Origin of the sequence: Burkholderia sp. ABCPW 14, from assembly GCF_001523835.1 — a bacterium.
In the GTDB taxonomy this organism is placed as follows: Bacteria; Pseudomonadota; Gammaproteobacteria; order Burkholderiales; family Burkholderiaceae; genus Burkholderia; species Burkholderia mayonis.
Genome location: NZ_LOVS01000201.1, coordinates 1 through 26,049 on the forward strand (window position 1 = coordinate 1; position 26,049 = coordinate 26,049).

General features: G+C 66.6%; 25 protein-coding genes. 12 read left to right on the forward strand and 13 right to left on the reverse strand.

What is annotated here, in order from left to right:
• Positions 1–608: 608 nt before the first annotated feature.
• The gene (locus WS62_RS30385; protein ID WP_066578987.1) at positions 609–2,768 is read right to left on the reverse strand and encodes a M1 family metallopeptidase; all 2,160 of its coding nucleotides are present in this window, start codon (positions 2,766–2,768) and stop codon (positions 609–611) included.
• Between the two features lie 381 nt (positions 2,769–3,149).
• The gene (locus WS62_RS37745) at positions 3,150–3,353 is read right to left on the reverse strand and encodes a hypothetical protein (protein WP_197422956.1); all 204 of its coding nucleotides are present in this window, start codon (positions 3,351–3,353) and stop codon (positions 3,150–3,152) included.
• A gap of 25 nt (positions 3,354–3,378) precedes the next feature.
• On the opposite strand from WS62_RS37745, the gene WS62_RS30390 reads away from it, so the two are divergent.
• The 4 genes from WS62_RS30390 (at position 3,379) to WS62_RS30405 (ending at position 8,042) form a co-directional block, all read left to right on the forward strand.
• Positions 3,379–3,885 (forward strand): LEA type 2 family protein, encoded by a 507-nt coding sequence (locus WS62_RS30390; RefSeq protein WP_066578989.1) that lies wholly within the window; start codon positions 3,379–3,381, stop codon positions 3,883–3,885.
• A 442-nt stretch (positions 3,886–4,327) separates the two neighbouring features.
• Positions 4,328–5,446 (forward strand): acyltransferase family protein, encoded by a 1,119-nt coding sequence (locus tag WS62_RS30395; protein WP_066579072.1) that lies wholly within the window; start codon positions 4,328–4,330, stop codon positions 5,444–5,446.
• Between the two features lie 436 nt (positions 5,447–5,882).
• A complete protein-coding gene (locus WS62_RS30400) occupies positions 5,883–7,019 on the forward strand; it encodes a N5-glutamine methyltransferase family protein (protein ID WP_066579074.1) in 1,137 nt (378 codons plus the stop codon).
• A gap of 129 nt (positions 7,020–7,148) precedes the next feature.
• Complete coding sequence (locus WS62_RS30405) at positions 7,149–8,042, forward strand: class I SAM-dependent methyltransferase (protein ID WP_066578991.1); 894 nt, start codon at positions 7,149–7,151, stop codon at positions 8,040–8,042.
• A 69-nt stretch (positions 8,043–8,111) separates the two neighbouring features.
• On the opposite strand, the gene WS62_RS30410 is transcribed toward WS62_RS30405, so the two are convergent.
• The 3 genes from WS62_RS30410 to WS62_RS30415 all read right to left on the reverse strand — a co-directional run bounded on the left by WS62_RS30410 (position 8,112) and on the right by WS62_RS30415 (position 9,816).
• On the reverse strand, positions 8,112–8,693 hold the full coding sequence (locus WS62_RS30410) for a DUF1415 domain-containing protein (RefSeq protein WP_066578993.1): 582 nt from the start codon (positions 8,691–8,693) through the stop codon (positions 8,112–8,114).
• 280 nt (positions 8,694–8,973) lie between these two features.
• A complete protein-coding gene (locus WS62_RS37120; RefSeq protein WP_156441188.1) occupies positions 8,974–9,138 on the reverse strand; it encodes a hypothetical protein in 165 nt (54 codons plus the stop codon).
• 48 nt (positions 9,139–9,186) lie between these two features.
• A complete protein-coding gene (locus WS62_RS30415; RefSeq protein ID WP_066578995.1) occupies positions 9,187–9,816 on the reverse strand; it encodes a TetR/AcrR family transcriptional regulator in 630 nt (209 codons plus the stop codon).
• A gap of 162 nt (positions 9,817–9,978) precedes the next feature.
• On the opposite strand from WS62_RS30415, the gene WS62_RS30420 reads away from it, so the two are divergent.
• From WS62_RS30420 to WS62_RS30435, 3 genes are all read left to right on the forward strand, one after another.
• A complete protein-coding gene (locus WS62_RS30420; protein WP_066578996.1) occupies positions 9,979–11,262 on the forward strand; it encodes an MFS transporter in 1,284 nt (427 codons plus the stop codon).
• Positions 11,263–11,704: 442 nt separating this feature from the next.
• A complete protein-coding gene (locus tag WS62_RS30425) occupies positions 11,705–12,310 on the forward strand; it encodes a nitroreductase family protein (RefSeq protein ID WP_066488196.1) in 606 nt (201 codons plus the stop codon).
• A gap of 403 nt (positions 12,311–12,713) precedes the next feature.
• Positions 12,714–13,973: an Hsp70 family protein gene (locus WS62_RS30435; protein WP_066579002.1), complete on the forward strand. Its 1,260-nt coding sequence runs from the start codon at positions 12,714–12,716 to the stop codon at positions 13,971–13,973.
• Positions 13,974–14,088: 115 nt separating this feature from the next.
• Here the strand turns inward: WS62_RS30435 and WS62_RS30440 are convergent, their stop codons facing one another.
• Positions 14,089–14,292, reverse strand: a complete 204-nt coding sequence (locus WS62_RS30440; protein WP_066488200.1) for a cold-shock protein — start codon at positions 14,290–14,292, stop codon at positions 14,089–14,091.
• Positions 14,293–14,724: 432 nt separating this feature from the next.
• On the opposite strand from WS62_RS30440, the gene WS62_RS30445 reads away from it, so the two are divergent.
• Positions 14,725–16,323, forward strand: a complete 1,599-nt coding sequence (locus WS62_RS30445; protein WP_066579005.1) for an APC family permease — start codon at positions 14,725–14,727, stop codon at positions 16,321–16,323.
• 360 nt (positions 16,324–16,683) lie between these two features.
• Here the strand turns inward: WS62_RS30445 and WS62_RS30450 are convergent, their stop codons facing one another.
• The 7 genes from WS62_RS30450 to WS62_RS38550 all read right to left on the reverse strand — a co-directional run bounded on the left by WS62_RS30450 (position 16,684) and on the right by WS62_RS38550 (position 22,395).
• Positions 16,684–17,472, reverse strand: a complete 789-nt coding sequence (locus tag WS62_RS30450; RefSeq protein ID WP_066579007.1) for a DODA-type extradiol aromatic ring-opening family dioxygenase — start codon at positions 17,470–17,472, stop codon at positions 16,684–16,686.
• 229 nt (positions 17,473–17,701) lie between these two features.
• Positions 17,702–18,298 (reverse strand): UbiX family flavin prenyltransferase, encoded by a 597-nt coding sequence (locus WS62_RS30455; RefSeq protein WP_066579010.1) that lies wholly within the window; start codon positions 18,296–18,298, stop codon positions 17,702–17,704.
• A gap of 13 nt (positions 18,299–18,311) precedes the next feature.
• Entirely contained in the window at positions 18,312–18,620 is a 309-nt protein-coding gene (grxD, locus tag WS62_RS30460; protein ID WP_010106712.1) for a Grx4 family monothiol glutaredoxin, read from the reverse strand.
• A gap of 79 nt (positions 18,621–18,699) precedes the next feature.
• Entirely contained in the window at positions 18,700–19,557 is an 858-nt protein-coding gene (prmC, locus tag WS62_RS30465; protein ID WP_066579013.1) for a peptide chain release factor N(5)-glutamine methyltransferase, read from the reverse strand.
• A 22-nt stretch (positions 19,558–19,579) separates the two neighbouring features.
• A complete protein-coding gene (gene prfA / locus WS62_RS30470; RefSeq protein ID WP_066579016.1) occupies positions 19,580–20,662 on the reverse strand; it encodes a peptide chain release factor 1 in 1,083 nt (360 codons plus the stop codon).
• Between the two features lie 65 nt (positions 20,663–20,727).
• Positions 20,728–22,026, reverse strand: a complete 1,299-nt coding sequence (hemA, locus tag WS62_RS30475; protein ID WP_059469998.1) for a glutamyl-tRNA reductase — start codon at positions 22,024–22,026, stop codon at positions 20,728–20,730.
• A gap of 27 nt (positions 22,027–22,053) precedes the next feature.
• Positions 22,054–22,395, reverse strand: a complete 342-nt coding sequence (locus tag WS62_RS38550; RefSeq protein ID WP_231748459.1) for a hypothetical protein — start codon at positions 22,393–22,395, stop codon at positions 22,054–22,056.
• Between the two features lie 171 nt (positions 22,396–22,566).
• Between WS62_RS38550 and WS62_RS30485 the strand changes: the two genes are divergently transcribed.
• From WS62_RS30485 to WS62_RS30500, 4 genes are all read left to right on the forward strand, one after another.
• On the forward strand, positions 22,567–22,821 hold the full coding sequence (locus tag WS62_RS30485; RefSeq protein WP_059469997.1) for a hypothetical protein: 255 nt from the start codon (positions 22,567–22,569) through the stop codon (positions 22,819–22,821).
• Positions 22,822–22,839: 18 nt separating this feature from the next.
• Entirely contained in the window at positions 22,840–24,654 is a 1,815-nt protein-coding gene (locus WS62_RS30490; RefSeq protein WP_066579017.1) for an aminopeptidase P family protein, read from the forward strand.
• Between the two features lie 88 nt (positions 24,655–24,742).
• Positions 24,743–25,294, forward strand: a complete 552-nt coding sequence (locus tag WS62_RS30495) for an isochorismatase family protein (RefSeq protein WP_066579019.1) — start codon at positions 24,743–24,745, stop codon at positions 25,292–25,294.
• Positions 25,291–25,914 carry an HAD family hydrolase gene (locus tag WS62_RS30500; protein ID WP_066579024.1) on the forward strand — a complete coding sequence of 208 codons (624 nt, stop codon included), beginning with the start codon at positions 25,291–25,293 and terminating at the stop codon, positions 25,912–25,914. Before WS62_RS30495 ends, WS62_RS30500 begins: the two co-directional genes overlap by 4 nt.
• The last annotated feature ends 135 nt before the right edge of the window (positions 25,915–26,049 follow it).

Below are 26,049 nucleotides of genomic sequence, written 5' to 3' on the forward strand. Positions count from 1 at the left end.
AATTCCCGCTTGCGCGTGCGCTTCGTCGACAAGTTCAGTCCAAGGTCAGTTTGTTTCATGGGCTACATGCTCGCTGCCTCGACGATTCATGGCAAGCACTCGCGAAGGCTAGTTGTGCAGAATTTCCCTAAAGGACGTTGAAAAGAATCGTGATCGAGTTCTAACGATCGATCGATTCTCGATTAGGAATGGATGAGATTCGCATCGATGTGATATACGCGCGATACGTGTGGCCGCATCGCGGCGGATATCGCCGCATGTCCGCGCTGTGGCGCGTGCGTAAAGGATTCGTTCGATTGAAGCCGCGGTGGCTGCATCGAGTCGATTCGCGAGGTGGGTGGCGCAATTGTCAAATTTTTGACAATTCAGATCGTACATCTACCGTTCGCGTGCAGTCGAATGGCGACGCGCTCGAATGAATTGCGTGTTGGTATTGTTTGGATATGCCGTTCGAGCGTCGATATGGACGAAATGGCGTGGGCAAAAAAACGGGCCTCCGATCGGAGGCCCGAATGACGCGCGTTGCATTGTGTGTCGCCGCTTCGCGGTTTCCGTCGCCGCGCGATACACGGCGACGGATGACGCAGGCAGCGACGTTCGCGAACGGCTTATTGCGTCCGTTGTTCGCGCGGCGTGAACTTGCCTTGGTAACGCAGCGCCGGACGCTCCTTCACCGTCTCGAGGATCGACGGCACTTGACGCAGTTTCATCGCGGCCGGCGAGTTGATCGACGAGATGCTCGTTTCGCGCGAAGGCGGCGCGAGGTTCGAGCTGACGAGCAGCGAGGCTTCGTTCTTCAGGTTCGAGAGCAGTACCGGGTCGGTCGACGAGTTGACCTGCGTGAGGAGCGCGCTCCATGCGGAGTCGCCGTAGTTCGTCACGTAGTAGTCGAACCCGCTCGGATTGGCGATGACGGCCGAGCAGCCGTCGAGGCGGATCTGCGTCTGCGTGTCCTTCAGCGCGAGCGTCTTGCGGTTGACGAGGCCGTCGCCGTAAGCAAGCGTCACCGGAATCGTCCATTGCGAGCCGGGATACTTGTTCTTGTTCGGGAACGGCGACTGCTTGAGCGTGACGACGTTCTGGTTCTTCGTCAAGTCGCACTGTGTGTCGAGCGACAGGAGCGGCACGCCCGTCTGACGCACGAAGCTGTCGCCGATCGGCCCGATCTGCTGGCCGCTCGCGGCGGAGAGCGCATCCCACAGACGCTTCGGCGTGCCGTTGCCGAACGCGTAGTCGGTCAGGTACTGCCGCAGGCCCTTGCGCAACGTCTCTTCGCCGAGATAGCCCTCGAGCATCTTCAGTACGTGCCCGCCCTTGTTATAGGTGAATGCGCTCGCGCTCAGCACGAAGTCGTTCGACGCCCAGCCGTTGAAGTTCGGCTGCACCGGGAACGCATCCGGGCCGATGTCCTTGTTGATCACGCGATACTTGGACTTGATGTGGTCGAGCCAGTTGAATTCGTCCGGGAAGAACAGGATCGTCGTCTTCGTCTCGAAGAACCGCGCGAACGATTCGTTCAGCCAAACGTCGTCCCACCAGTCGGTCGTCACGAGATCGCCGAACCATTGATGCGCGACTTCGTGCGTGAGCACCTGGTTGCCGTAGCGCGACATCGGCTGGCCCGGTTCGGGCAGGATGTCGTCGGCGAACTCGAGAATCGAGCCCCAGTTCTCCATGCCGCCGAAGTTCAGGCCTTTCTGATCCTTGAACGCATCGTTCGCGGCAACCGTGTCGAACTTGGTGAGCGGCAGCGTGATGCCGGTGTAGCGATAGTAGTAATCGAGCGCCTGCTTCGTGCGCTGCATGGCGGGCTTCGCCCAGTCGCGCATGCCGGGCGGCGTGAACACGCGCAGATGCAGGCCGCGACCGTCGGGCAGCGGGCTTGTGAAGTCGTCTTCGAGCACGTCGAACAGGCCGCCGCCGAAGAAGAGCAGATACGACGGCATCGGCGGCGTCTTGTCGAACGACACCAGCTTGTAACCGCCGCCGACGTTCACGGCGGGCTTCTCGGCCGCGTTCGACACGACGCGCCATGCCTGAGGCACTTCGGCCGTCACTTCATAGGTCGGGCGGAACGCGGGCTCGTCCCAGCCCGGGAACCACTGGCGCGACAGGTTCGTTTCGCCTTGCGTGAGGATCGCGCCGCTCGTCGTGCCGTCGGTGCTCTTCAGGTCCACGCGGAAGATCCCTTCGGCCGCCGAGCAGCCCGGATAAGGATCGTTGCCGCAGCTACCGCCCGTGCGATTGACGGGATCGTCGTACGACTTGAAGTTGATGATCCCTTGCCATTCCATGTGCAGCGAGTAGTTGCCCGGGGCGATCTGTCCGCTTGCGGGGCGCAACTGATAGAAGTCGCCCTTGTCCTGCGGCGTGGCGATCAGTTGCACGTTGCCCGGCTGCAGCGTGATCTTGCCGTTCGCGAATTGAATCCGGTGGCCCGCGACGACAATTGCGTCGACGGGCTTGAGCACCTTGATCTCGACGTCCGCGCGGCCGTTGAACTGGTTCAGGGCCGCGTTCGGGCGGAACCAGAGCTTGTAGTTGACGGGGACGACGGTGTCGGGCATTTCGACGGGCTTCGTGCTCTTGTCGATGGCGGCGGCGGGCGCGGTCGCATTGCCGTTTGCGCTGTTGGCGCCGTTCGACGGGCTATGTGCGGCGCCGAGCGACACGGCCGAGCTGGTGCCGCCGTCGTCGCCGCCGCAGGCGGCGAGCGTGAGCGCGGCTAGGAGGGACAGATATCGCAATCTACGATTGTTTATCCACATACTGAACCTCGAATTGAAAAGAAAATTGTCCGGTCCTGCATGAATTCGACGGGCAATAGTTCGCTTCCGCCGTCAAGCGACAGTGAATTGAATTACCCCGGTTATATTCGAAGGAATTGCTGGCTGCTTACGTGAAGATAATCATGGTTTGGTGCCCCCTTTTGATTCTGGTTTGTGGATGATGGCCGGCGCGGCGCGAAGCGCGTGCCGACGGCTTTCGTCGCCCGTACGCCCCGGTGCGGCCCGGCGAAGCCTTCCGTTTGCCTCCAGGGGAAACGTCAGATTCGTCAAGCAGCGTTAAGGAATGTCAGGCGATTCGAAAGATGGCTCAATATACTTGATGGATTAACGTAAAGGAATCAAAAAAAATTTGATGAGATATCACTTTCCGATTCCTTCTTCTAATTTCATTTTCGGAATGATTAATCCATGAATGGTGCTAATTGAATATTCGTAGTGAGTGGCCGCCGAGAGCGGGAAGTCGACTTGCGAACTACGAAAGGCGGACGTTGCGCGGCGGACGCGGCTCGGGCGGTCCGGTGCGGCGGCCGTCGCATCGGCGCTGGTTACAATGGCCGCTTCCATGTCTCGCTCGTGAGGGTCGTCGCCGATGCATGCCATGCACCGTTCCCGTTTCTTTGTAGGTCAATTGCTCGTCGCGCTCGCCGTGCTGCTCGCGCTCGGCGGATGCGCGGCGTTGACGGCGCGCGATCCGGTGCGCGTGAGTGTCGTCGGCATCGAGCCGCTCATCGGGCAGGGGCTCGAAATGCGCTTCGACGTGAAGCTGCGGCTGCAGAATCCGAACGACACGCCGATCGACTACGACGGCGTCGCGCTCGATCTCGAACTGAACGGCAGGCCGTTCGCGAGCGGCGTGAGCGATGCGCGGGGCACGGTGCCGCGGTTCGGCGAACAGGTGCTGAGCGTGCCCGTCACGGTGTCCGCGTTCTCGGCTGCGCGGCAGGCGTTGGGACTCGCGGATGTGACGGAATCGGGCAAGCTGCCTTACGTGCTGCGCGGCAGGCTTGCCGGCGGGATGTTCGGCAGCGTGCGCTTCACCGATTCCGGCACGCTCCGCTTGCCGGCGTCGCCGGGCGGTTTGGACGGCGGTTATTGAGCATGAGGCGGGCGATTCGCGGGTGATCGGGCGCCGGTTGCCGGTTATGCGCCGGGCGGGCGTGACGCCTTCTGTCGCTTGATGTCGCCTATGTCGCCAAGTCGCCAAGTCGCTATGTCGCTATGTCGCTATGTCGCGGGAAGCGGCGCTCGCGCATCGTTCCGACAGCGTTGCCCCGATTGATCGGCATACGCCGAGCATCCGCGTGCCTTCTTTCGCGCGGGGCGCTCGCGTCTTCGGCCGCGCACCGCGCACCGCGCGCGGTGCCGCCCGCTCATCGATCGCACCGGCCGGGCCGTTGCGTGCGGTGCCGCACGGAAAGCGCGCGCGCGGCGCGCTATGGTGTCGCGACGAGGCGGCGATGCCGCTCGGCGCGTTTGTGCGCCGAGTTCGCGCGCGTCGCCGTTTCGCGCGCAGCGCCAGCCGTACGATCGATTCAGCCATGTCCGATTCCACCAGTCCGAGCCGTTTCGCGCACGTCGATGCGATGCGCGCCGTCGCCGTGCTGTTCGTCATGTGGACTCACTACGCGGAGCTGTTCGACAAGCTCGCGGGCTCGCAGCATGTGCTCGACGCGTTGCAGCGCTCGGTGAATTTCGGTCGCATCGGCGTTGTCATTTTCTTCTGCATCAGCGGGATGCTGATTCCGACGAGCCTGCGCGGCGCGCCGTCGGAGGGCACGCGCCGCTTCGTCGTGCGTCGTTTTTTTCGGCTCTACCCGGCGTTCTGGCTGTCGCTGCCGCTCGGTTATCTCGTGTATTGGCTGTTGTTCGGGCTGCGAATGGATGCGACCGGCCTGCTCGCAAACCTGACGATGATCCCGACTGCGTTCGGTCGAGATCCGGTGATGGGGCACTATTGGACGCTCGAAACCGAGCTGTACTTCTACGTGCTGTGCGTACTGCTGTTCAACATCGACGCGCTGCATCGGATGCGCGCTCTGTGCGCGGTCTGCGCGGGACTGTGCGTGCTCTTCGTCGTGACGTCGGCGTTGCGGATCGTTCCGGCGGACGCGCTCGGCCAGTACAAGGGGATGCTCTATCACCTCGCGATCATGTTCTGGGGCGCGTGCTTCCGGCAGGCATACGAGGCGCCGCTGAAGACGTTCGCGGCGATGCGCGGCCGCATTCCGCTCACGTATCGCGCGGCGACGATCGCGCTCGGCGTGCTCATCGTCGCGATCTCGCTGCTGATGGCGGCCGCAAACTGGCGGCATCGCGATTTCGTGCATGTTTCCGCGTCGCTCGGCTACGTATTCGGCATCGCGATTTTCGTTGCGCTCGCAACGGTATTGAAGATTCGTCTGCGGCTTTTCGCGTGGCTCGGCGAGATCAGCTACTCGATCTATCTGCTGCACGGCATTCCGCTGTATCTGTTGCTGTGGATGTGCGAGCGACACGGGATCATGGATCTGCCGCTCGGCTTCTACATGGCCCTGCCGGTTCTGCCGGCGATCGCGCTGTCGTGGGTGAGCTATCGATTCTGCGAGGCGCCGTTCGTGCGCTTCGCGCATGCGTTGACGCCGAAGCGTCGCGTCGACGCAGCGACGGCGAAGGTCTGAAGCGAGGGGTTCGCTTGCGGCGGCGTGCGGCGAGCGCTGCGCCTTGCTCGTTGGTTGCCGATTGCCGCGTCGATCGGTTGGGGCGCGCTCGGTTCGCGATGATGTTCCGCATTTTGCGTACGACAGCCGATGTTCGATGTTCGATGTTCGATGTTCGATGTTCGACGGCAGCGTGTCGCGCATGTGGCGCATGTGGCACATGATGCACCGTGCGAGATTCGACGTACGGCGCGTGAACTTCGTCGATCGGCATTCGATACGCGCCGCCGCACGCACAGCGCAGCGCTGCTGCAGACTACATCGACCATCGGCGCATAAAACCGCACGCGCCATCATCGTGCGCCAAGCGCTTTTTTGCCGGCCGAGTGCAAAGCGCGGTACTGTGTCGTCCGCGGCGCGTCGCGCCGCCCGTCGACTCAACGATTCCCGATTCCCTGTGACTGCCTTTCCCGAATTCCATTGGACCGACGCCGACGGCGTCGAGCACGCCGTTCGCTGGCGCTCCGAAGCCGGCTCGCCGCCGCCGCGCCGCGCGGTCGTGGCCGACGACCGCACGACGGCCGACGCCGCGTACCGCCTCGCCTGCGAAGGCACGGCGCTCGTCTGGCAGGGCGACTTCCAGAATGCGCGCCAGCTGCTGCAGGCGCTCGCGCGCCGGATCGAGCGCAAGCCGAAGAAGACGAAGCCGGCCGCGACGCCCGTCGACGCGTTCAATCTCCACCGGATGGCGCAGGCGCAGCGCGCGCGCACGCTCGGAATGCTGCTGATTCCGCTCGAAGCCGACTATTCGATCGCGCTGCGCCGCGCGCCGGATCTGCGGGCTGCATGTGAAGAGGCGTACGGCGCGGGCGGCGAGCGTTCGATCGCGTCGCTGCGTGAGCTGCTCGGCATCGTCGGCGCGCACGAATGGCGCAAGAAGGGCGTGCCGCTCGCCGCGCTCGGCGGCGAGCGGATTCATCCGCACTACGGCGTGTTCTCGCCCGTGCGCGGCGAGTACGTGGATCTCGTCGCGCGTGCGCCGCTGCCGTCGACGTCGCTCGCGTTCGACATCGGCGTCGGCACCGGCGCGCTCGCCGTGGTGCTCGCGTCGCGCGGCGTCGAACGCGTCGTCGCGACCGATCAGGACCCGCGTGCGCTCGCGTGCGCGGCGGAGAACGTCGGGCGGCTCGGCTACGCGTCGCAGGTCGAGATCGTCGAAGCCGATCTGTTTCCCGACGGGCGCGCGCCGCTCATCGTCTGCAATCCGCCTTGGGTGCCCGCGCGGCCGAGCTCGCCGCTCGAATACGCGGTCTACGATCCGGACAGCCGGATGCTGAAGGGCTTTCTCGCGGGGCTCGCCGCGCATCTCGCGCCGGGCGGCGAGGGCTGGCTGATCCTGTCTGACTTCGCGGAGCATCTCGGCCTGCGCACGCGCGACGAATTGCGCGGCTGGATCGATGCGGCGGGCTTGACTGTCGTCGGCCGTGACGACGTGAAGCCCGTTCATCCGAAGGCGTCGGACCCCGCCGATCCGCTGCATCGTGCGCGGGCGGCCGAGACGACGTCGCTCTGGCGTCTCGCCGTGCGCCGCTGAGCCGGCGCGCGCGATGCCGACCGGGGCGACGCGGGCCGTTTTAGGTAAACTGTGACGCTTCCACGCTCGCTTTGATGCCGCCCACCGCCGCCCGACGTTTGCTTCGAGCGGCCGCCGGCCTGCCTCCCGATGTCGACCAAGACTTACGAAATTCGCCCGAACCAGTCGATCGAACTGCTGAAGGAACTGCACATCCTGACGCGCGACGGCAAGTTGAACCAGGACAGCCGCCGCAAGCTGAAGCAGGTGTACCACCTGTTCCAGTTCATCGAGCCGCTGCTCGCCGACGTCGCGCGGGACAAGGGCGGCGTGACGCTCGTCGATCACGGCGCGGGCAAGTCGTATCTCGGCTTCATTCTGTACGACCTGTTCTTCAAGGCGCGCCCGCTCGCCGGTTCGCACATCTACGGCATCGAAACGCGCGAGGAGCTCGTCGTGCGCTCGACCGAGCTTGCCGAGCGGCTCGGCTTCGGCGGGATGTCGTTCCTGAATCTGTCGGTTGCCGATTCGATCGCGTCGCCGCGACTGCCGGATACGGTCGACGTCGTCACCGCGCTGCACGCGTGCGACACCGCGACCGACGACGCGATCCGCTTCGCGCTCGCGAAGCGCGCGCGGTACATCGTGCTCGTGCCGTGCTGCCAGGCGGAGGTCGCGGGCGTGCTGCGCAAGAATAAAGGGAAGTCGCTCGCGAATGCGCTGACCGAAGTGTGGCGGCATCCGCTGCACACGCGCGAGTTCGGCAGTCAGATCACCAACGTGCTGCGCTGCCTGCAGCTCGAGGCGCATGGCTATCAGGTGAACGTGACGGAGCTCGTCGGATGGGAGCATTCGATGAAGAACGAACTCGTCATCGCGCAATACAAGAACCTGCCGCGGCGCAAGCCGAGCGAGCGGCTCAACGAGATCCTCGACATGTTCGGGCTCGCGGAACTGCACGAACGCTTCTTCGCGCCTGCCGCGCAACCGGCCGATGCCGCGCAGGCCGAATCGGCCGCCGCCGACTCCGAGCCGCGCGCATGACTTGCGGCGCGTGACGCGCCGCATGCGGCGTTCGGTGCGAAATCGCTTCGCGCGTCGCGCCGCGTCGCGCTATTTCGCTTCTTCTTCGTCCTCGCCGCGCTGCGCCATCCAGTCGCGCCAGCCCGCATGGCCGAGGCGCCGCAGCGTCGCCTGATTGCGTTCGTAGATGTCGGCCGCGTCGGGGAACGCGTCGACGGCCCGCTCGATGCTCGCTTCGCGCAGCAAGTGCAGGATCGGATACGGCGCGCGGTTCGTGTAGTTCTCGATGTCGTCGGGCTCGGTGCCGTCGAACTGATAGTGCGGATGGAAGCTCGCGATCTGCAACGTGCCTTCGAGCCCCAGTTGCTGCAAGAGGCGATCGGCGAACCAGAGCGTGTCGTTGTAGTCGAGGAAATCGCCGAACGTGTTCGGGAAGATCAGCAGCGTCGTGTCGATTTCGTCCGGATCGGCGGCTTCGAGGCGCCGCAGCTCGCGCTCGAGGTCGGTCAGCGCCGCTTCCAGCGACGTCGCGCGGCTGATCGCGTAGCGGATCTGACGCTTCACGTGGACGCTCTTCGCGAACGGGCACAGGTTGAGCCCGATCACCGCACGCGTCAGCCAGTGGCGCGTGGCGGCGAGGATTTCTGCATCGGACGGAGAGACTTCGGTCATGGCGGCAACGGTGTGGCGGTCAAGCCGCGATTGTAGCGGGCGGGGGCGGGGCGGCGTGCGTCGGCGCGTCGCGCTTCGGATGCGGCGCATGGTCGGCGTGGTCACGGCTGGCTTGCGCCGATGTGTGCCCGAAGCCGGCGAGTGCGCGGCGATATGGCGATGGGCAGCCTTGCGGCGTGGCGGCTTTTTTGTGACGCCGACGGCCGCCGCATGACGCGGCCATTTCCGCCGTTACGGTGGTCGGCCAATCCGGGAATCCGGGAGTTGGCAATTCGACCCATCAGCGTATCGACCATTCGGCAATCCGACCAATCGACCAATCGACCAATCGACCAATCGGCAGATCGGCAGATCGGCAGATCGGCAGATCGGCGAATCGGCGAATCGGCGAATCGGCAAATCGGCAAATCGGCAAATCGGCAAATCGACCAATCGGCGGATCCACCGTCGCACGTCGCGCCGCTTTGGCAGTCGCGCATTTGCCGGCATCGCATCACGCGCACGCCGCGTCGATCAATTGCCGCGCGACGCGCGGCGCGCAGCCGATCGGGGACGCGCCCGGCCGATATGTCTGACTCGCCGCGTAAATTCCTTCGATCAGCAGGGCGAGCGCGTCGGCGAGCGGCTGCGGCTCGCGCGCGCCCGCCGCTTCCGATAGCGAGACGAGCCGCGCCATCAGCCGATCCTTGTTGTCGGCGACCGCGAGCCGCACCGGATGATCGAGTTCCGAAAACTCGGTCGCGACGTTGACGAACGGACAGCCGCGATAGCCGGGTTGCGTCGCGCGCTGCGCGAGGTCGTCGAAATATTGGACGAGTTGCGCCTTCGGATCGCCCGGATGCTTGGCGGCGCTCGTGTCGAAGCGCTCGAAGAAGCACGTGTCCATTCGGTCGAGGTACGCGAGCACGAGCTCGTCCTTCGACGCGAACTGCCGGTACAGACTCATCTTGTTGACGCCCGCGCGTTCGACGACCGCGTCGACGCCTACCGCACGAATCCCTTCCTGATAGAAGAGCTCTTCCGCCGCGCGCAGCAGATGCTGCTGCGCTTCAGCGCCCGCGATCTGGGTGCTGCGCGGCTGGCGGCGGGCCGGCTTGGCGGCTTTGGCGACGGTGGTGACCATGCTCGATCCCGACTACGAAAAATTGACTGCTTGACATGTTACCGATCGGTCACTAGGATCGCAACCAGCTTGTGACTGATCGGTAACAAAAGTCGGCGCATCTTCCCTTCAACCTCCGGCGTGCCGACGGGATCGGTGCGGCCGGTGTCAGGAGTGATCCGAATGAATTGGGCGGCAAAGAGGATAGGCGGGCGTTTTCATTACGGCTGGCTCGCGGCGGCGGTGGTGTTCCTGATCCTTCTCGCGGCGGCGGGCACGCGCGCGACGCCGAGCGTGCTGATGGTGCCGCTCGAGCACGAATTCGGCTGGAGCCGCGCGGCGATCTCGCTCGCGATTTCGGTGAACATCGCGCTGTACGGGCTCACCGGGCCGTTCGCGGCGGCGGCCATGCAGCGCTTCGGCGTACGTCCGACGATCCTCGTCGCGCTCGGCGTGATGGGCGCGGGCGTTGCGCTGTCGTCGATGATGACGGCGACGTGGCAGATGGTGCTGATCTGGGGCGTGATGGTCGGCGGCGCGACGGGCGTCGCGGCGCTCACGCTGTCGGCGACGTTCGTGACCCGCTGGTTCGTCGCGCGGCGCGGCCTCGTGATGGGACTCTTGACCGCGAGCTCCGCGACGGGCCAGCTCGTGTTTCTGCCGATGCTCGCGGCGATCGCGCAGCGCCACGGCTGGCGGCCCGTCGTGCTGACAGTCGCGGTGGCGGTGGCGATCGCGGTGCCGCTCGTCGCGCTGCTGCTGCCGGAGCGGCCATCCGACGTCGGGCTGCGCCCGTACGGCGAGCCCGCCGATGCGCGGCGCGCGGACGACAGCGCGCCGCGCAATCCGATCGCGGTCGCGTTCGGCGCGCTCGCGATGGCGTCGAAGACGCGCGACTTCTGGCTGCTGTTCATGAGCTTCTTCATCTGCGGCGCGAGCACGAACGGCTACGTCGGCACGCACCTGATCGCGATGTGCAGCGATTACGGGATGACGGAAGTGCAGGGCGCGTCGCTGCTCGCCGCGATGGGCGTGTTCGACCTGATCGGCACGACGATGTCCGGCTGGCTGTCCGACCGCTACGACAGCCGCGTGCTGCTGTTCTGGTACTACGGGCTGCGCGGGCTGTCGCTGATCTATCTGCCGCATGCATTCGGCATCGACTTCTTCGGGCTGCCGCTCTTCGCGGTGTTCTACGGGCTCGACTGGATCGCGACCGTGCCGCCCACCGTGCGCCTCGCGACCGACGCGTATGGCAAGGACGCGGCGCCCGTGGTGTTCGGCTGGATCGTCGCGGGGCACCAGCTCGGCGCGGCGTTCGCGGCGCTCGGCGCCGGCATGTTGCGCGCGAGCCTCGGCACGTACACGGTCGCGTCGATGATCTCGGGCGGGCTGTGCATCGTCGGCGCGCTGATCGTGCTACGGATCAATCGCGGGACGGCGCGGGTATCGGCGAGCGCGGCCTGAACGGATCGAGCGTGCCGCGCTCGGGGGACGCGCGGCGCAACCGCGGGCGGCCGGTGAATGGCGGGCCGTGGGCGATGGGTGATGAAAAACGAAGGGTCGGCGGAGAGCGGGGAGCCATAGTCGGAAAGCCGTAGGCGAAGGGCAAAGGCTCGGCGCTCGATTGTGCCGTCCGCCCCGGCTTCGACCGATCGGCCGCTTCGAAAGCGCGGTGATTGCCCGCAGCGTGCGACCAGATCGCCGATCCGCCGATCCGCCGATCTGGCGACCCGGCGACCCGGTGACCCGGTGACCCGGTGACCCGGTGACCCGCCACCCGCCACCCCTTTGCACCGTCGTCGATTTGCATTCGCGAGCGCAGTCCGGCAAGTTCCGCGACAAGCGGTTATGCTGGCGTTTCTTTTCCGGGCAACCGAGCTCTTTTTTCAAATTGGTGAGGAAACGCATGTCCGTCAAACCCGCTCCCACTTCCGTTTCGATTCACGAGCTGATCGCCGGCCGCTGGAGTCCGCGCGCGTATTCGAGCGAGCCCGTCGGCGCCGACCATCTGCATGCGGTGCTCGAAGCGGCGCGCTGGGCGCCGTCCGCGTACAACGCGCAGCCGTGGCGCTTCATCGTGTTCGACCGCAGCAAGGACGAGGTCGCGTTCAAGCGCGCATTCTCGACGCTCGTGCCGTTCAACCAGGGCTGGAACGCGCCCGCGCCGGTGCTGATCGCGGTGACCGCTCACACGCTGACATCGAAGGGCGAGCCGAGCACGACGGCGCTCTACGACGCCGGCGCGGCCGCGATGTCGCTCGTGCTGCAGGCGCACGCGCTCGGCCTCGCCGCGCACCAGATGAGCGGCTTCGACGCGAAGGCGTTCCGCGACGCGTTCGCGATCCCGGCCAACGTCGAGCCGCTCGCGATCATCTCGATCGGCCACTACGGTGACGCCGACAAGCTCGATCCGGTGCTGCGCGAGCGCGAGCGCGCGCCGCGCACGCGTCATCCGCTGGGCGAGGTCGTCTACGCGGACGCGTGGCAAAAGCCGTTCTCGTCGGCGGCGTGACGCAACGCAGCGCGCATGCGGCGCGCGCGGCGAGTCGAGCGGTCGGGCCGCGCGCGTGCAGGCGTCGCCGATGCGGATTCGCCGCGCCGGCGCCGGCCGGATCGGTGGCGAGCACGGTGAAGCAGCCATCGGTCGAGGCGGCGACATAGCGCGCGCCGCCGCTGCTCGACGATATCGGATCGGAACATCATGAAGCAAATGCCCAGTCGACCGCGACGGTCGGCGATCGCGCCCGGCATGCCGGGCCGGCGCGGAATGCCCACGCTCGGAGCACCCCGGCCCGCATCGTCCGCATCGGCGCGCTTCCGTCCGCATCCGTCCGCGCCCCGGTTGTGACGCCTGGCGGTTTCGTGATAAAAAGCCGGTCCTTCCGTTTTCGCGCCGCCATCCGGCGACCCGCCCCATGACCTACTGCGCGATCGACTTCGGCACGTCCAATTCCGCCGTCGCGTTGCCGCGCGACGGCGGCGCGCCCGGCATGCGGCTCGCTCCCGTCGAGGGCGAGCACCTGACGCTGCCCACCGCCATCTTCTTCAACACCGACGAGGGCGCCCGCGAATACGGCCGCTCGGCGCTCGCGTCGTACGTCGACGGCTTCGACGGCCGCCTGATGCGCTCGATGAAGAGCATCCTCGGCTCGCCGCTCGCGGAAACCACGACCGATCTTGGCGACGGCTCCGCGATCGCGTACACGGACATCATCGCGCTCTTCCTGATGCACCTGAAGCAGAAGGCCGAGGCGTGCGCGGGCGGCGCGATCGGCCGCGCGGTGCTCGGCCGCCCGGTGTTCTTTGTCGATGACGATCCGCGCGCCGACCGCCTCGCGGAGCAGCAGCTCGAAGCGGCCGCGCACGCGGTAGGGCTGACCGAAGTGCAATTCCAGTACGAACCGATCGCCGCCGCGTTCGACTACGAGTCGCGGCAGGACGCCGAACGGCTCGTGCTCGTCGCGGACATCGGCGGCGGCACGTCGGACTTCTCGCTCGTGCGCGTCGGCCCCGAGCGGATGCGCCGGCTCGAGCGCAAGGACGACGTGCTCGCGCACCACGGCGTGCACGTCGCGGGCACCGATTACGACCGGCGCGTCGAGCTGTCGGCGGTGCTGTCCGCGTTCGGCTATCGTGCATTCGACCCGGAGGGCCGCGAGCTGCCGAATCGGGTCTATTTCGATCTCGCGACCTGGCACCTGATCAATACCGTCTACACGCCGAAGCGGATCGGCGAACTCAAGCTGATGAAGCATCTGTATACGGATGTCCGCCATTTCGAGCGGCTGCTGCGCGTCGTCGAGCAGCGGCTCGGCCACGCGCTCGCCGCGCGGGCGGAAGAGGCGAAGATCGGCGTGTCGGCGGGTGGCGAGACGATGATCGATTTGAACGACGTCGAGGAGGATCTGCAGATCGCGTTCGACGCGGACCAACTGATCGACGCGAGCCGCGACGAGACCGCGCGGATCGTCGACGCCGCCCGCGAGACGGTGCGACTCGCGGGGATCGCGCCGCACGACGTCGACGCGCTGTATTTCACGGGCGGCTCGACGGGGCTCGCGTTCCTGTCGGGCGCGCTCGCGGCGACGTTCCAGGATGCGCAGCCGGTGTACGGCGATCGCCTCGCGAGCGTCGCGACGGGCCTCGGCATCCACGCGCAGCGCGTGTACGGCTGACGGACGGCGCGCGGGCGGCTCGCCGCACCCACGCCGGGGATCGCCCGATTCGCCGAAAACAAAAAGCCCCGCCGAGGCGGGGCTTTTTACTGTGCTGCGAAATCTCGCGCTGCGCTTACAGCGGCTTGATGTTCGCTGCTTGCAGACCCTTCGGGCCGGTCTTCACTTCGAACTCGACCTTCTGGTTCTCTTGCAGCGTCTTGAAGCCGTCGCTGCGGATTTCCGAGAAATGCGCGAAGAGGTCTTCACCGCCGCCTTCGGGGGTGATGAAACCAAAACCCTTAGCGTCGTTGAACCACTTGACGGTGCCGGTTGCCATAACTTGTTCCTAAAAATATAAACAGGGCCAAAGCCCGGGGAGCGCATGAAAATCAAGGAAGGGGGTAATGGGACCAACCGGAGTACCGTTGATGGGCGAACTACGAAAGTACCTATTCACTCGCCGCTTGAAATCCTGCTCGACCGTTTATACGACTATTCGATTCGACGGTCAATCTTATTCGATCAAATCTCAGGGTTAATGCTGAGGCAACCGATTATTAGAGCTTACAAAGCTTGCCATTGTCATCAAATTTTTGTAGGGGAGCGATCGATTTTTGCGTTCATTCCGCGGTGCAACCGTTAAACTACGCGCCGCGCGGATGGGTTGCTCCCGATCGGACAACCTGTCCCCCAAGAATGCAAGTGCGGTGCCGTCCGGCTCGATCCTTGGCGGTGTGCCGACCTTGCTTTTTGAGACATAGGAGAGGTTGTGAAGAGTTCTATTCAACGGAACATCGGTCCGTTCGCCTTGATGCTGACCGGGCTGGGTTCGATCATCGGATCGGGCTGGCTGTTCGGCGCATGGAAAGCCGCCAAGATCGCCGGACCCGCCGCCATCTGCGCATGGATCATCGGCGCGGTCGTGATTCTCGCCATTGCACTGACGTATGCCGAACTCGGCGCGATGTTCCCCGAATCGGGCGGCATGGTCCGCTATGCGCGCTACTCGCACGGCTCGCTCGTCGGCTTCATCAGCGCGTGGGCGAACTGGATCGCGATCGTCTCGGTGATCCCGATCGAGGCGGAGGCGTCGATCCAGTACATGAGCACCTGGCCGTATGCATGGGCGCACGCGCTCTTCGTCAACGGCGAACTCACGACACCCGGCCTACTGCTGTCGGCGGTCCTCGTCGTCATCTACTTCCTGCTCAATTATTGGGGTGTGAAGCTCTTCGCGCGCGCAAACACCACGATCACCATCTTCAAGTTCCTGATTCCCGGCCTCACGATCGCAGGCCTGATGCTGTCGAGCTTCCATAGCGAAAACCTCGGCACCGCGTCGAACGCGAGCTTTGCGCCGTATGGCTGGTCGGCCGTGCTGACCGCGGTCGCGACGAGCGGCATCGTGTTCGCGTTCAACGGCTTCCAGAGCCCCGTGAACCTCGCCGGGGAAGCGCGCAATCCGTCGCGCAGCGTGCCGTTCGCGGTGATTTCGTCGATCCTGATCGCGCTCGTGATCTACGTGTTGCTGCAAGTCGCCTACATCGGCGCGGTGAATCCGGCCGACGTCGCGAAGGGCTGGGTGCACTTCAACTTCGCTTCGCCGTTCGCGGAACTCGCGATCGCACTGAACCTGAACTGGCTCGCGATCCTGCTGTATGTCGACGCGTTCGTGAGCCCGAGCGGCACCGGCACGACCTACATGGCGACGACGACCCGCATGATCTACGCGATGGAGCGCAACAACACGATGCCGAAGATGTTCGGCGACGTGCACCCGCTCTACGGCGTGCCGCGCCAGGCGATGTGGTTCAACCTGCTGGTTTCGTTCGTCTTCCTGTTCTTCTTCCGCGGCTGGAGCTCGCTCGCGGCGGTGATCTCGGTCGCGACCGTGATCTCTTACCTGACGGGCCCGATCAGCCTGATGGCGCTGCGTCGCGCGGCGACGGACCTCGAGCGTCCGCTGTCGATCCCGGGCATGAAGCTGATCGCGCCGTTCGCGTTCGTGTGCGCGTCGTTGATCCTGTACTGGGCGAAGTGGCCGCTGACGGGCGAGATCATCCTGCTGATGGTCGTCGCGCTGCCTGTCTACTTCTACTTCCAGGCGAAGTCCGGCTGGGGCGGCTGGGGCCGCGACCTGAAGGCCGCGTGGTGGCTCGTCGCGTACCTGCCGACGATGGCCGTGCTGTCGCTCATCGGCAGCAAGGAGTTCGGCGGCCGCAACCTGCTGCCGTACGGCTGGGACATGCTGGTCGTCGCGGCGATCTCGCTCGCGTTCTATTACTGGGGCGTGAATACCGGTTATCGCACCGAATATCTCGACGAGCGCGAGTCGCGCGACGAGATCCTCGAAGGGATCGGCGCGTAATCGCACGGTCCGTCGCCGACGATCGGCGGCGATGGGCGTCGAAGCTCGAAGACAAAGCCCGCCTGGGAAATCCCGGGCGGGCTTTGTCGTTTTGGGGCGGTCGGAGCGTGGCGTGTCGGCCGACGGGCTCGGGCGGCCGGCCGGGGCTGCGTGCGGCCGCGCGGGTCAAGCGTGTTGTCCGTGTCGGCATGCTCTTGCTTGCGGTGCTGGCTGGATGTCCTCAGTGCGCGCCGGATGGCGCTCCCGATGATCAGCCGCGGCGGCGAGGGCTGTTGCCGGAGCAAAGCCGGCGCAGTGCGTCGAGGCCGGAAGCCGAAGCCCTGGACGCTCCGAAATGCAGAAGCCCCGGCTCAGCGCGCGTCAGGCCGCCGAGTCGAATACATAGTTCGTCATCGCGAGCACGCGCTGGTACGTGCCGAGCGACTGGATGCGCAGCCGGTAGTCGTCGTCGGCCGCGCCGAGCGCCGCGAAGATGGGCAACAGGTGCTCGTCGGTCGGATGCATCAGGACCGCGTGCGGCGCCAGGCGGCGATAGTCGAGCAGCGCGTCGATGTCGCGTGCGGCGAGCTTTTCCTCGAACCAGCAAGTGAATTCGGCGACACGCGGGTCAGCGTCCTCGGGCGCGGCCGAAAAATCCGCCGCGCGCAGGTTGTGCGTGATCTGACCCGAGCCGATCACCATCACGCCTTCGTCGCGCAGCGACCGCAGCGCACGGCCGACGCGGAAATGATGCGCGGCGTCGGCGCGTGGCTGGATCGACAACTGCGCGACCGGCACGTCCGCATTCGGGAACATCAGCAGCATCGGCACCCACGCGCCGTGATCGAGCCCGTGCGGCGTGACCGCCGTCTCGATGTCCGCATCGCCGAGCAGCGCGGCCGCGCGGGCCGCGACGTCGGGCGCGCCGGGCGCCGGATAGCGGATCTCGTAGAGCGCGCGCGGAAAGCCGTAGAAATCGTGGATCGTGTCGGGCCGTTCGGCGTCGCTGACGACGGGCTGATGGGTAAGCCAATGCGCGGACAGCATCAGCACCGCGCGCGGGCGGGGCAGCTCGCCGCCGAGCACCGTGAACGCGCCGGACGGCAGCGTCGGATCGATCGGCAGCGTCGGCGCGCCGTGCGACAGATAGAGGGACGGAAGTCGGTTCATGATGATCGGGGACTTCGGGGAAGTGACATTGCCTACGACTATAGGCTCGTACCGATCATTGATAAATGCGAAAAACGGATTTGATTGTGTTGAATATGTTGTTAATCGCGCGGGCGGGACAACGCGGCAACAATGGGCGGCTGGTCCCGATTACGCGGGGCGACGCGCGACTGGCGCGCGATTGACTGCCGACGGAGAAACGGCCGCCATGCCGGTCTCGCCCTCGGCATCAGCCATGCTCGCGCAGCCCTTGCCACGGGGGGGTGCGCGGCGCGCCGAGCGCGAACATGTCGAGCACGCGTGCGACCGTATGGTCGACCATCTCGTCGATCGATTTCGGCATGGCGTAGAACGCGGGCATCGGCGGAAAGATCACGCCGCCCATCTCGGTGACGGCCGTCATGTTGCGCAGATGCGCGAGGTTGAACGGCGTTTCGCGCACGAGCAGCACGAGCCGGCGGCGTTCCTTCAGCGTGACGTCCGCGGCGCGGGTGATCAGGTTGTCGGACAGGCCGTGCGCGATGCTCGCGAGCGTCTTCATCGAGCATGGCGCGACGATCATGCCGTCCGTCGCGAACGAGCCGGACGCGATGCTCGCGCCGACGTCGCGCACCGAATGGACGACATCGGCGCGCGCCAGCATGTCGTCCTTCGACAGTTGCAGTTCGTGCTGGAGGTTGAGCCAGCCGGCGCTCGAGATCAGCAGGTGCGTCTCGACGCCGCCCGACGCGCGCAGCATGTCGAGCATGCGCACCCCGTAGATCGCGCCGGTGGCGCCCGTGACCGCGACGATCAGGCGCCGCGGCGGCGCCGGACGAGGCTCCATCGGGATGGGCGGATCAGGCGGTGAAGAGCTGCTGCAGCTCGCCCGACTGGTACATCTCCATCATGATGTCCGAGCCGCCGACGAATTCGCCCTTCACGTAGAGCTGCGGGATCGTCGGCCAGTTCGAGAATTCCTTGATGCCCTGGCGGATCTCTTCGTCCTCGAGCACGTTGACCGTCTTGAACTGGTCGACGCCGCACGCCTTCAGCACCTGCACGGCGCGGCCCGAAAAGCCGCACATCGGGAATTGCGCCGTGCCTTTCATGAAGAGCACGACCTGGTTTTCGTCGACGATTTGCTTGATGCGTTGTTGGGTATCCATGACTGACCTTGCTGTAGCTGGGCGTTAGAAGAGAAATGATACTGGATTTCACCTGGGCCGGCGGGCGCCGCCCGCGGCGTCAGCCGGGCAGGCGGCCGCCCGTCGCGCGCTCGATCGCCGCGAGATCCGCGAGCGATTCGACGCCGGCGAAGCCCGCCGCCTCGAGAAGCGCGCGGACGCCGGCCGCCTGATCGTAGCCGTGTTCGATCCACAGCGCGCCGTCCGGCGCGAGGAACGCATGCGCGCCCGCAACGATCGTGCGGATCGCGGCGAGCCCATCGTCCTCGTCGGTGAGTGCGCCGCGCGGCTCGAAGCGCAGATCGCCTTCGGCGAGGTGCGGATCGTGCCGCGCAATGTACGGCGGGTTGCTGACGATCACATGAAATCGCAGGCTGGAATCGAGCGCCGCGTACCAGTCGCTTTCGAGAAACCGCAGCGGTCCGCCCGGGCGCGCCGGAGCGAGCAGCTTGCGCGCGTTGCGGCGCGCGACGTCGAGTGCGGCCGGCGACCGGTCGAGCGCCCAGACATGCGCGTCGGGCCGTTCGGACGCGATCGACACCGCGATCGCGCCGCTGCCCGTGCCGAGATCGAGCACACATGGCGAGGCGATTCCGTCGACCGCGTCGAGCACCGTCTCGACGAGCAGCTCCGTCTCCGGCCGCGGGATCAGCACGTCCGGCGTGATCTCGAATTCGAGGCCGAAGAACTCGCGCGCGCCCGTGAGCTGCGCGACCGGCTCGCCCGCCGCGCGGCGCGCCTCGATCGCGAGGTAGCGCTCGATCGCGGTGGCGTCGAGCGGCTCGTCGGCGCGCGTGATCAGCTGCGTGCGGGTCCAGCCGAGCGCGTGCGCGAGCAGGATCCGCGCGTCGACCGCGTCGAGCGGGGACGCGCGCAGCAAGTCGGTGGCGGTGGCGGGCGTGGGCCTCTTCGTGCTCATCGTGCGCGATTTCCGGGCGATGTCACTCGGCGTCGCCGAGCGACGCGAGCAGTTCGGCCTGATGCTCGCTGACGAGCGCGGCGATCAGTTCGTCGAGATCGCCGTCCATGATCTGCTCGAGCTTGTACAGCGTCAGGTTGATCCGGTGATCGGTCATCCGGCCCTGCGGGAAGTTGTACGTGCGGATCCGCTCGGAGCGATCGCCCGAGCCGATCAGGCTCTTGCGGGTCGCCGCTTCCTTCGCGTGCTGCTCGTGATACTGCTTGTCCTTGATCCGCGCGGCGAGCACCTTCAGCGCGCGGTCCTTGTTCTTGTGCTGCGAGCGGTCGTCCTGGCATTCGACGACGATCCCCGTCGGGATGTGCGTGACGCGCACCGCCGAATCGGTCTTGTTGATGTGCTGGCCGCCCGCGCCGGATGCGCGGAACGTGTCGATCCGCAAGTCGGCCGGGTTGATCTCGATTTCGCCGATCTCGTTGGCTTCCGGCATCACCGCGACCGTGCACGCGGACGTGTGGATGCGGCCCTGCGTCTCGGTCGCGGGCACGCGCTGCACGCGGTGCCCGCCCGATTCGAACTTCAGGCGCGAGTATGCGCCGTAGCCCGCGATCCGCACGATCACTTCCTTGTAGCCGCCGAGATCCGACGGGCTCTCCGACATCATCTCGACCTGCCAGCGCTGCCGCTCCGCATAGCGCAGGTACATCCGGAGGAGATCGCCCGCGAAGAGCGCCGATTCGTCGCCGCCCGTGCCCGCGCGGATTTCGACGAAGATGTTGCGGTCGTCGTTCGGGTCCTTCGGCAGCAGCATCGTCTGCAGCTCGGCCGCGAGGCGGCCCATTCGCTCGCGCGCGCCGCGCAGCTCGTCTTCAGCGAAGTCGCGCATCGACGCGTCGCCGAGCAGCTCCTGCGCGGCAAGCTCGTCGGCGCGCGCCTGGCGCCACTGCGCGTAGTGCTCGACGACGGGGCCGATTTCCGCGTGTTCGCGCGTCAGCTTGCGGTACTGGTCGAGATCCGCGGTGACGTTCTCGCGGCTCAACAGGTCGTTCAGTTCGGCCAGCCGGGTTGTGAGCTGGTCGAGCTTGCTTTGCATGCTCGTCTTCATGGTGCGGAGCGACGCTCCCAGGGAAGAATTCGAAAAGGGAAGGGGGGACGGACAGGCAGGCGCCGCTAACGGCCCGACGAGTCCGACGAGCGCGGCGCGTGCTGATAGAAGCCGCGCATCAGTTCTATCAACGAATCGCGGTCGGCGCCGTTCGCGCGGTTGAGCGCGCTCGTCGGGCCGTGGATCAGCTTGTTGGTGAGCGCCTGCGACAGCGCGTCGAGCACGGCGGCCGGATCGTCGCCGCGCGCGAGCATCTTTTGGGCGCGCTCGACTTCCGCGCGGCGCAGCGCGTCGGCCTGCGTGTGCATGTGACGGATCACGGGCACGATGCTGCGCGCGTCGAGCCACTGCATGAAGTTCTGCACGCGCGTTTCGATGATCGCCTCGGCTTGCGCGACGGCTGCCTGCCGCGACGCATTGCCTTCGCGGACGATCGCGCCGAGATCGTCGACCGTGTAGAGGAACACGTCCTTCAACTCGCCGACTTCGGGCTCGATGTCGCGCGGCACGGCCAGGTCGACCATGAAGATCGGGCGATGGCGGCGCGCCTTCACCGCGCGCTCGACGGCGCCCAGGCCGATGATCGGCAGCGTCGACGCGGTGCACGACACGATGATGTCGAACTCGTGCATCCGCGCGGGCAAGTCGGAGAGCGGCATCGCGCGGCCGCCGAAGCGCTCGGCGAGCTTCGCGCCGCGCTCGGCGGTGCGGTTCGCGACGACGAGCTCGCGCGGACCTTGCGCGGCGAAGTGCGTCGCGCAGAGTTCGATCATCTCGCCCGCGCCGATGAACAGCACGCGCTGCTGCGCGACCTGTTCGAAGATCCGTTGCGCGAGCCGCACGGCCGCGGCCGCCATCGACACGGACTGCGCGCCGATCTCGGTCGTTCCGCGCACTTCCTTCGCGACCGCGAACGTGCGCTGGAACAGCTGGTTCAGATAGGTGCCGAGCGAGCCCGCCTCGGACGCGGTGCGCACCGCGTGCTTCATCTGGCCGAGGATCTGCGTTTCGCCGAGCACCATCGAATCGAGTCCCGACGCGACGCGGAATGCGTGGCGCACCGCCTCGGACTGCGGCAGCGCGTAGACGTGCGGCGCGAGCTCGTCGGCGGGAATGCGGTGATAGTCGGACATCCAGCGGATCGCGGCGTCGCGGGCCGCGCGATCGTCGGTCGCGCAGTACAGCTCGGTGCGGTTGCAGGTCGACAGGATCGCCGCTTCGGGCGAGTTCGGCGCCGGATGGCCGAGGAGGACGCTCTTGAACGTCGCGAGTGCAGGCTTGATTTGTTCGAGCGGAAACGCCACGCGTTCGCGCAAGGCGACAGGCGCAGTGTGGTGATTGATTCCGATCGTGAGGAGCTGCATGTCGAGGGGCTATCGTTTAGTCCCATATTATAGCGTTTTGACGACGAAGCCATGGCCGATGCGCACGGCGGCCCGTGTTCGCGGCTGGCGCCGCCGCGCGCCGTCGTCGCGCTTGCCCGCATGCCCGGCGAACCGTGCCGGACGCGCTTTGCCGGGGCGGCGGCCGCGCCGCGCGCATTTGAAACCGTGCGCCGTTGCGGCGAACCGCCTTCCGGGCGCGACGTCATGCCGCGCCTTTTTGAAAAGCGATGCCAAAACGGTGCGAAAATGACGGACTGCGAGACGGGGGCGCGCCGGCGGCGACGGCGCGCGGCGGGGGATCGAGCGAGCGGCTCGGCGCGTCGACGCCGCCGCAACGAGCGGTGCCATGGCCACGCCTGATCGCATCGGACGTTGCTTCGCCGTCATGCCTTGCGGTCGTTCGCGCGGCGGGAAACCGGCTCGTGAGCCGCTGCACCGGCCCTGAATTGTGTGAAGAATGGCGCTCGCCGCGCGCCGTTCGTGCCGACAGGACGAGTCCGACGGTAGAAGAGGCGTTGAATGAACTGGTTTGGAATCGTCGTGCTGGGCTTTGCTGTCGGCTTGCTCGGCTGGGCGCTCAATCCGCTGCGCAGCCTGAGCCGCGCGTCGCTATGGCTTGCCGTCGCGGCGGGCGTGCTCGGCGCGGCGGCCGCGAAGATGGCCGGCAATGTCACTGGTCTCTTTTACGATGGCGAGACGCTCGAATGGCCGGTCTGTACGGCCGCCGCGCTTCTGGCCGTTGCCGTGACGGTGGGCCTGTCGGCCCGCCGCTGAACGTTTGCAGGTGAAATCATGAATGCCCGACTCCCCGAACCGTCGCCCGTGCCGGCGCGTCTTGCCCTGCTGCGCGGCGCGATGGCGCACGAGGATCTGGCCGCCTATGTGGTGCCGTCCGCCGATCCCCATTTGTCCGAATATTTGCCCGAGCGCTGGCAGGCGCGGCAATGGCTGTCGGGCTTCACCGGCTCGGTCGGCACGCTCGTCGTGACCGCCGATTTCGCGGGCCTCTGGGTCGACAGCCGCTACTGGGTGCAGGCCGAAGCGCAGCTCGCCGGCACCGGCGTCGAGCTGATGAAGATGATGGGCGGCCAGCAGATGCAGCCGCACGTCGAATGGCTCGCCGGGCACGTGCCCACGGGCATGACGGTCGGCGTCGACGGCGCGGTGCTCGGCGTCGCGGCGGCGCGCGCGCTGACGGCGGCGCTCACGCCGCGCGGCATCGTGCTGCGCACCGATCTCGACCTGCTCGACGCAATCTGGCCGCAGCGTCCGTCGCTGCCCGCCGACGCGATCTTCGAGCACGCGGCGCCGCAGGCCGATACGGCGCGCGAGGGCAAGCTCGAGCTGGTGCGCCGCGCGATGCAGGAGCAGGGCGCGCAGTGGCACTTCGTGTCGACGCTCGACGATCTCGCGTGGCTCTTCAATCTGCGCGGCGCCGACGTCAACTACAACCCGGTGTTCGTCGCGCATGCGCTCGTCGGCCTCGAGCGCGCGACGCTCTTCATCGCCGACGGCAAGGTGTCGACCGAGCTCGCGACGTCGCTCGCGCGAGACGGCGTCGATGTGGAGCCGTACGACGCCGCGGCCGCGGCGCTCGCCGCGCTGCCGGACGGCGCGGGGCTGCTGATCGATCCGCGCCGCGTCACGTACGGGCTGCTGCAGGCGGTGCCGCAGCAGGTGCGCGTGATCGAGGCGGTGAATCCGTCGACGTTCGCGAAGTCGCGCAAGACGCCCGCCGAGATCGAGCACGTGCGCGCGACGATGGAGCTCGACGGCGCGGCGCTCGCCGAATTCTTCGCGTGGTTCGAAGGCGCGCTCGGCCACGAGACGATCACCGAACTGACGATCGACGAAAAGCTGACCGCCGTGCGTGCGCGCCGGCCGGGCTACGTATCGCCGAGCTTCGCGACGATCGCGGGCTTCAACGCGAATGGCGCGATGCCGCACTACCGCGCGACACGCGCCGCGTACGCGGCGATCGAAGGCGACGGCCTGTTGCTGATTGATTCGGGCGGCCAGTATCTGAGCGGGACGACCGACATCACGCGGGTCGTGCCGGTCGGCGCGATCGACGATGCGCACCGGCGCGACTTCACGATCGTGCTGAAGGCGATGATGGCGCTGTCGCGCGCGCGCTTTCCGCGCGGCATTCGCTCGCCGATGCTCGATGCGATCGCGCGCGCGCCGATGTGGCAGGCGGGGCTCGACTACGGACACGGCACGGGGCACGGCGTCGGCTATTTCCTGAACGTCCATGAAGGGCCGCAGGTGATCTCGCACTACGCGCCCGCCGAGCCGTACACGGCGATGGAAGAGGGGATGATCACGTCGATCGAGCCGGGCGTGTACCGGCCGGGCAAGTGGGGGGTGCGGATCGAGAACCTCGTCGTGAACCGCGCGGCGGGACAGACCGAGTTCGGCGATTTCCTCGAATTCGAGACGCTGACGCTGTGCCCGATCGACACGCGCTGCGTGCTGCCTGCGCTCCTCGACGACGAAGAACGCGCGTGGCTCGATGCGTATCATGCGACGGTGCGCGAGCGGGTCGGCAAGCATCTGTCGGGCGATGCGAAAGCATGGCTCGACGCGCGCACGCAGCCGATCTGACGCGCGGCTTCGGTCGCCGGCCGGCGACCGACGACAGGCAAGCGGCAACCGGCACGAACGATCGAACGATAAGAACGGAGGGCGACGGATGGCGAACGTAGCGGTGATCGTGGTCGACATGCAGCGCGGGTTGCTGCAGCGGGCGACGCCCGCGCATCGGCTGGGCGAGGCGGTCGCGGGCATCAACCGATTGACGGCGGCGGCGCGCGCGGCCGGCGCGCCCGTGTGCTTCGTGCAGCACGACGGCGACGCGGACGACGACGTCGTGCCCGGCACGCCCGGCTGGCACCTGCATGCGGACCTCGTCTGCGCCGCCGCCGACTGGCGGCTCCGCAAGCGCGAAAGCGATTCGTTCCACGACACGCCGCTCGCCGCGCAACTCGATGCGCACGGAATCGACGCCGTGGCGATCTGCGGCTATGCGTCGGAATTCTGCGTCGATTCGGCAGCGCGCCGCGCGGCGCTCCTCGGCTATCGGACGACGGTCGTCTCCGATCTGCATACGACGAACGACCGCCCGCACCTGAGCGCGGCGCAGGTCGTCGCGCATCACAATTTCATCTGGACCCACTGCACGTTCTCGGGCAACGGCGTCGCACCGCGGCCGCTCGAAGAGGTGCTCGCGACGGAGTTCGCATGACCATCAAGGCAGTCGTGTTCGATTTCGGCGGGGTGCTGATCGACTGGAGCCCCGAGTATCTGTACAAGCGGCTGATTCCGGACGAGACCGAGCGGCGCTGGTTTCTCACGCACGTGTGCGGGATGGACTGGGTGGTGAAGCAGGACGGCGGACAGACGATCGAAGAGGCGACCGCGGAGCGCATCGCGGCGTTTCCCGAGCACGAGGCGCTGATCCGCGCGTTCTACGCGCGCTGGCACGAGATGGTCGGCGGCGAGATCGAAGGCGGCGCGGCGCTCGTCGACAAGCTCGACGCGCACGGCGTGCCGCTCTTCGGCCTTACGAACTGGTCCGCCCAGACGTTTCCGTACGCGTGGGAGAATTTTCCGGTGCTGCGCCGCTTCAAGGACATCGTCGTGTCGGGGCGCGTGAAGCTCGTGAAGCCCGATCCGGCGATCTACCGAGAGATGCACGCGCGGATCGATCCGCATCTGCCGGGCGTCGCGCCGCACGAGCTCGTCTTCATCGACGACAACGCGAAGAACGCGGCGGCCGCGACCGCGCTCGGCTGGCACGGGATTCATCACACGCGCGCCGATGCGACGGAGACGCGGTTGCGCGAGCTGGGCGTGTTCGGTTGACGATGCGGTGTGGTGCTGCATCGCCGCCGTCTTCGCGCGAACGCGTTGGTGGCGCGTCGGCGAAGTTCATGAAAAAAGCGGGCATGTCGCCCGCTTTTTGTTTCGCGCCGCGCACGGCGCAGGTCATGCATCGTG

Coding starts and splice junctions, on each gene's coding strand:
- WS62_RS30385 (WP_066578987.1), bottom strand. CDS start 2,768: ATGTGGATAAACAATCGTAGATTGCGATATCTGTCCCTCCTAGCCGCG.
- WS62_RS37745 (WP_197422956.1), bottom strand. CDS start 3,353: ATGGAAGCGGCCATTGTAACCAGCGCCGATGCGACGGCCGCCGCACCG.
- WS62_RS30390 (WP_066578989.1), top strand. CDS start 3,379: ATGCATGCCATGCACCGTTCCCGTTTCTTTGTAGGTCAATTGCTCGTC.
- WS62_RS30395 (WP_066579072.1), top strand. CDS start 4,328: ATGTCCGATTCCACCAGTCCGAGCCGTTTCGCGCACGTCGATGCGATG.
- WS62_RS30405 (WP_066578991.1), top strand. CDS start 7,149: ATGTCGACCAAGACTTACGAAATTCGCCCGAACCAGTCGATCGAACTG.
- WS62_RS30410 (WP_066578993.1), bottom strand. CDS start 8,693: ATGACCGAAGTCTCTCCGTCCGATGCAGAAATCCTCGCCGCCACGCGC.
- WS62_RS30415 (WP_066578995.1), bottom strand. CDS start 9,816: ATGGTCACCACCGTCGCCAAAGCCGCCAAGCCGGCCCGCCGCCAGCCG.
- WS62_RS30420 (WP_066578996.1), top strand. CDS start 9,979: ATGAATTGGGCGGCAAAGAGGATAGGCGGGCGTTTTCATTACGGCTGG.
- WS62_RS30425 (WP_066488196.1), top strand. CDS start 11,705: ATGTCCGTCAAACCCGCTCCCACTTCCGTTTCGATTCACGAGCTGATC.
- WS62_RS30435 (WP_066579002.1), top strand. CDS start 12,714: ATGACCTACTGCGCGATCGACTTCGGCACGTCCAATTCCGCCGTCGCG.
- WS62_RS30440 (WP_066488200.1), bottom strand. CDS start 14,292: ATGGCAACCGGCACCGTCAAGTGGTTCAACGACGCTAAGGGTTTTGGT.
- WS62_RS30450 (WP_066579007.1), bottom strand. CDS start 17,472: ATGAACCGACTTCCGTCCCTCTATCTGTCGCACGGCGCGCCGACGCTG.
- WS62_RS30455 (WP_066579010.1), bottom strand. CDS start 18,298: ATGGAGCCTCGTCCGGCGCCGCCGCGGCGCCTGATCGTCGCGGTCACG.
- grxD (WP_010106712.1), bottom strand. CDS start 18,620: ATGGATACCCAACAACGCATCAAGCAAATCGTCGACGAAAACCAGGTC.
- prmC (WP_066579013.1), bottom strand. CDS start 19,557: ATGAGCACGAAGAGGCCCACGCCCGCCACCGCCACCGACTTGCTGCGC.
- prfA (WP_066579016.1), bottom strand. CDS start 20,662: ATGAAGACGAGCATGCAAAGCAAGCTCGACCAGCTCACAACCCGGCTG.
- hemA (WP_059469998.1), bottom strand. CDS start 22,026: ATGCAGCTCCTCACGATCGGAATCAATCACCACACTGCGCCTGTCGCC.
- WS62_RS38550 (WP_231748459.1), bottom strand. CDS start 22,395: ATGGCACCGCTCGTTGCGGCGGCGTCGACGCGCCGAGCCGCTCGCTCG.
- WS62_RS30485 (WP_059469997.1), top strand. CDS start 22,567: ATGAACTGGTTTGGAATCGTCGTGCTGGGCTTTGCTGTCGGCTTGCTC.
- WS62_RS30490 (WP_066579017.1), top strand. CDS start 22,840: ATGAATGCCCGACTCCCCGAACCGTCGCCCGTGCCGGCGCGTCTTGCC.
- WS62_RS30495 (WP_066579019.1), top strand. CDS start 24,743: ATGGCGAACGTAGCGGTGATCGTGGTCGACATGCAGCGCGGGTTGCTG.
- WS62_RS30500 (WP_066579024.1), top strand. CDS start 25,291: ATGACCATCAAGGCAGTCGTGTTCGATTTCGGCGGGGTGCTGATCGAC.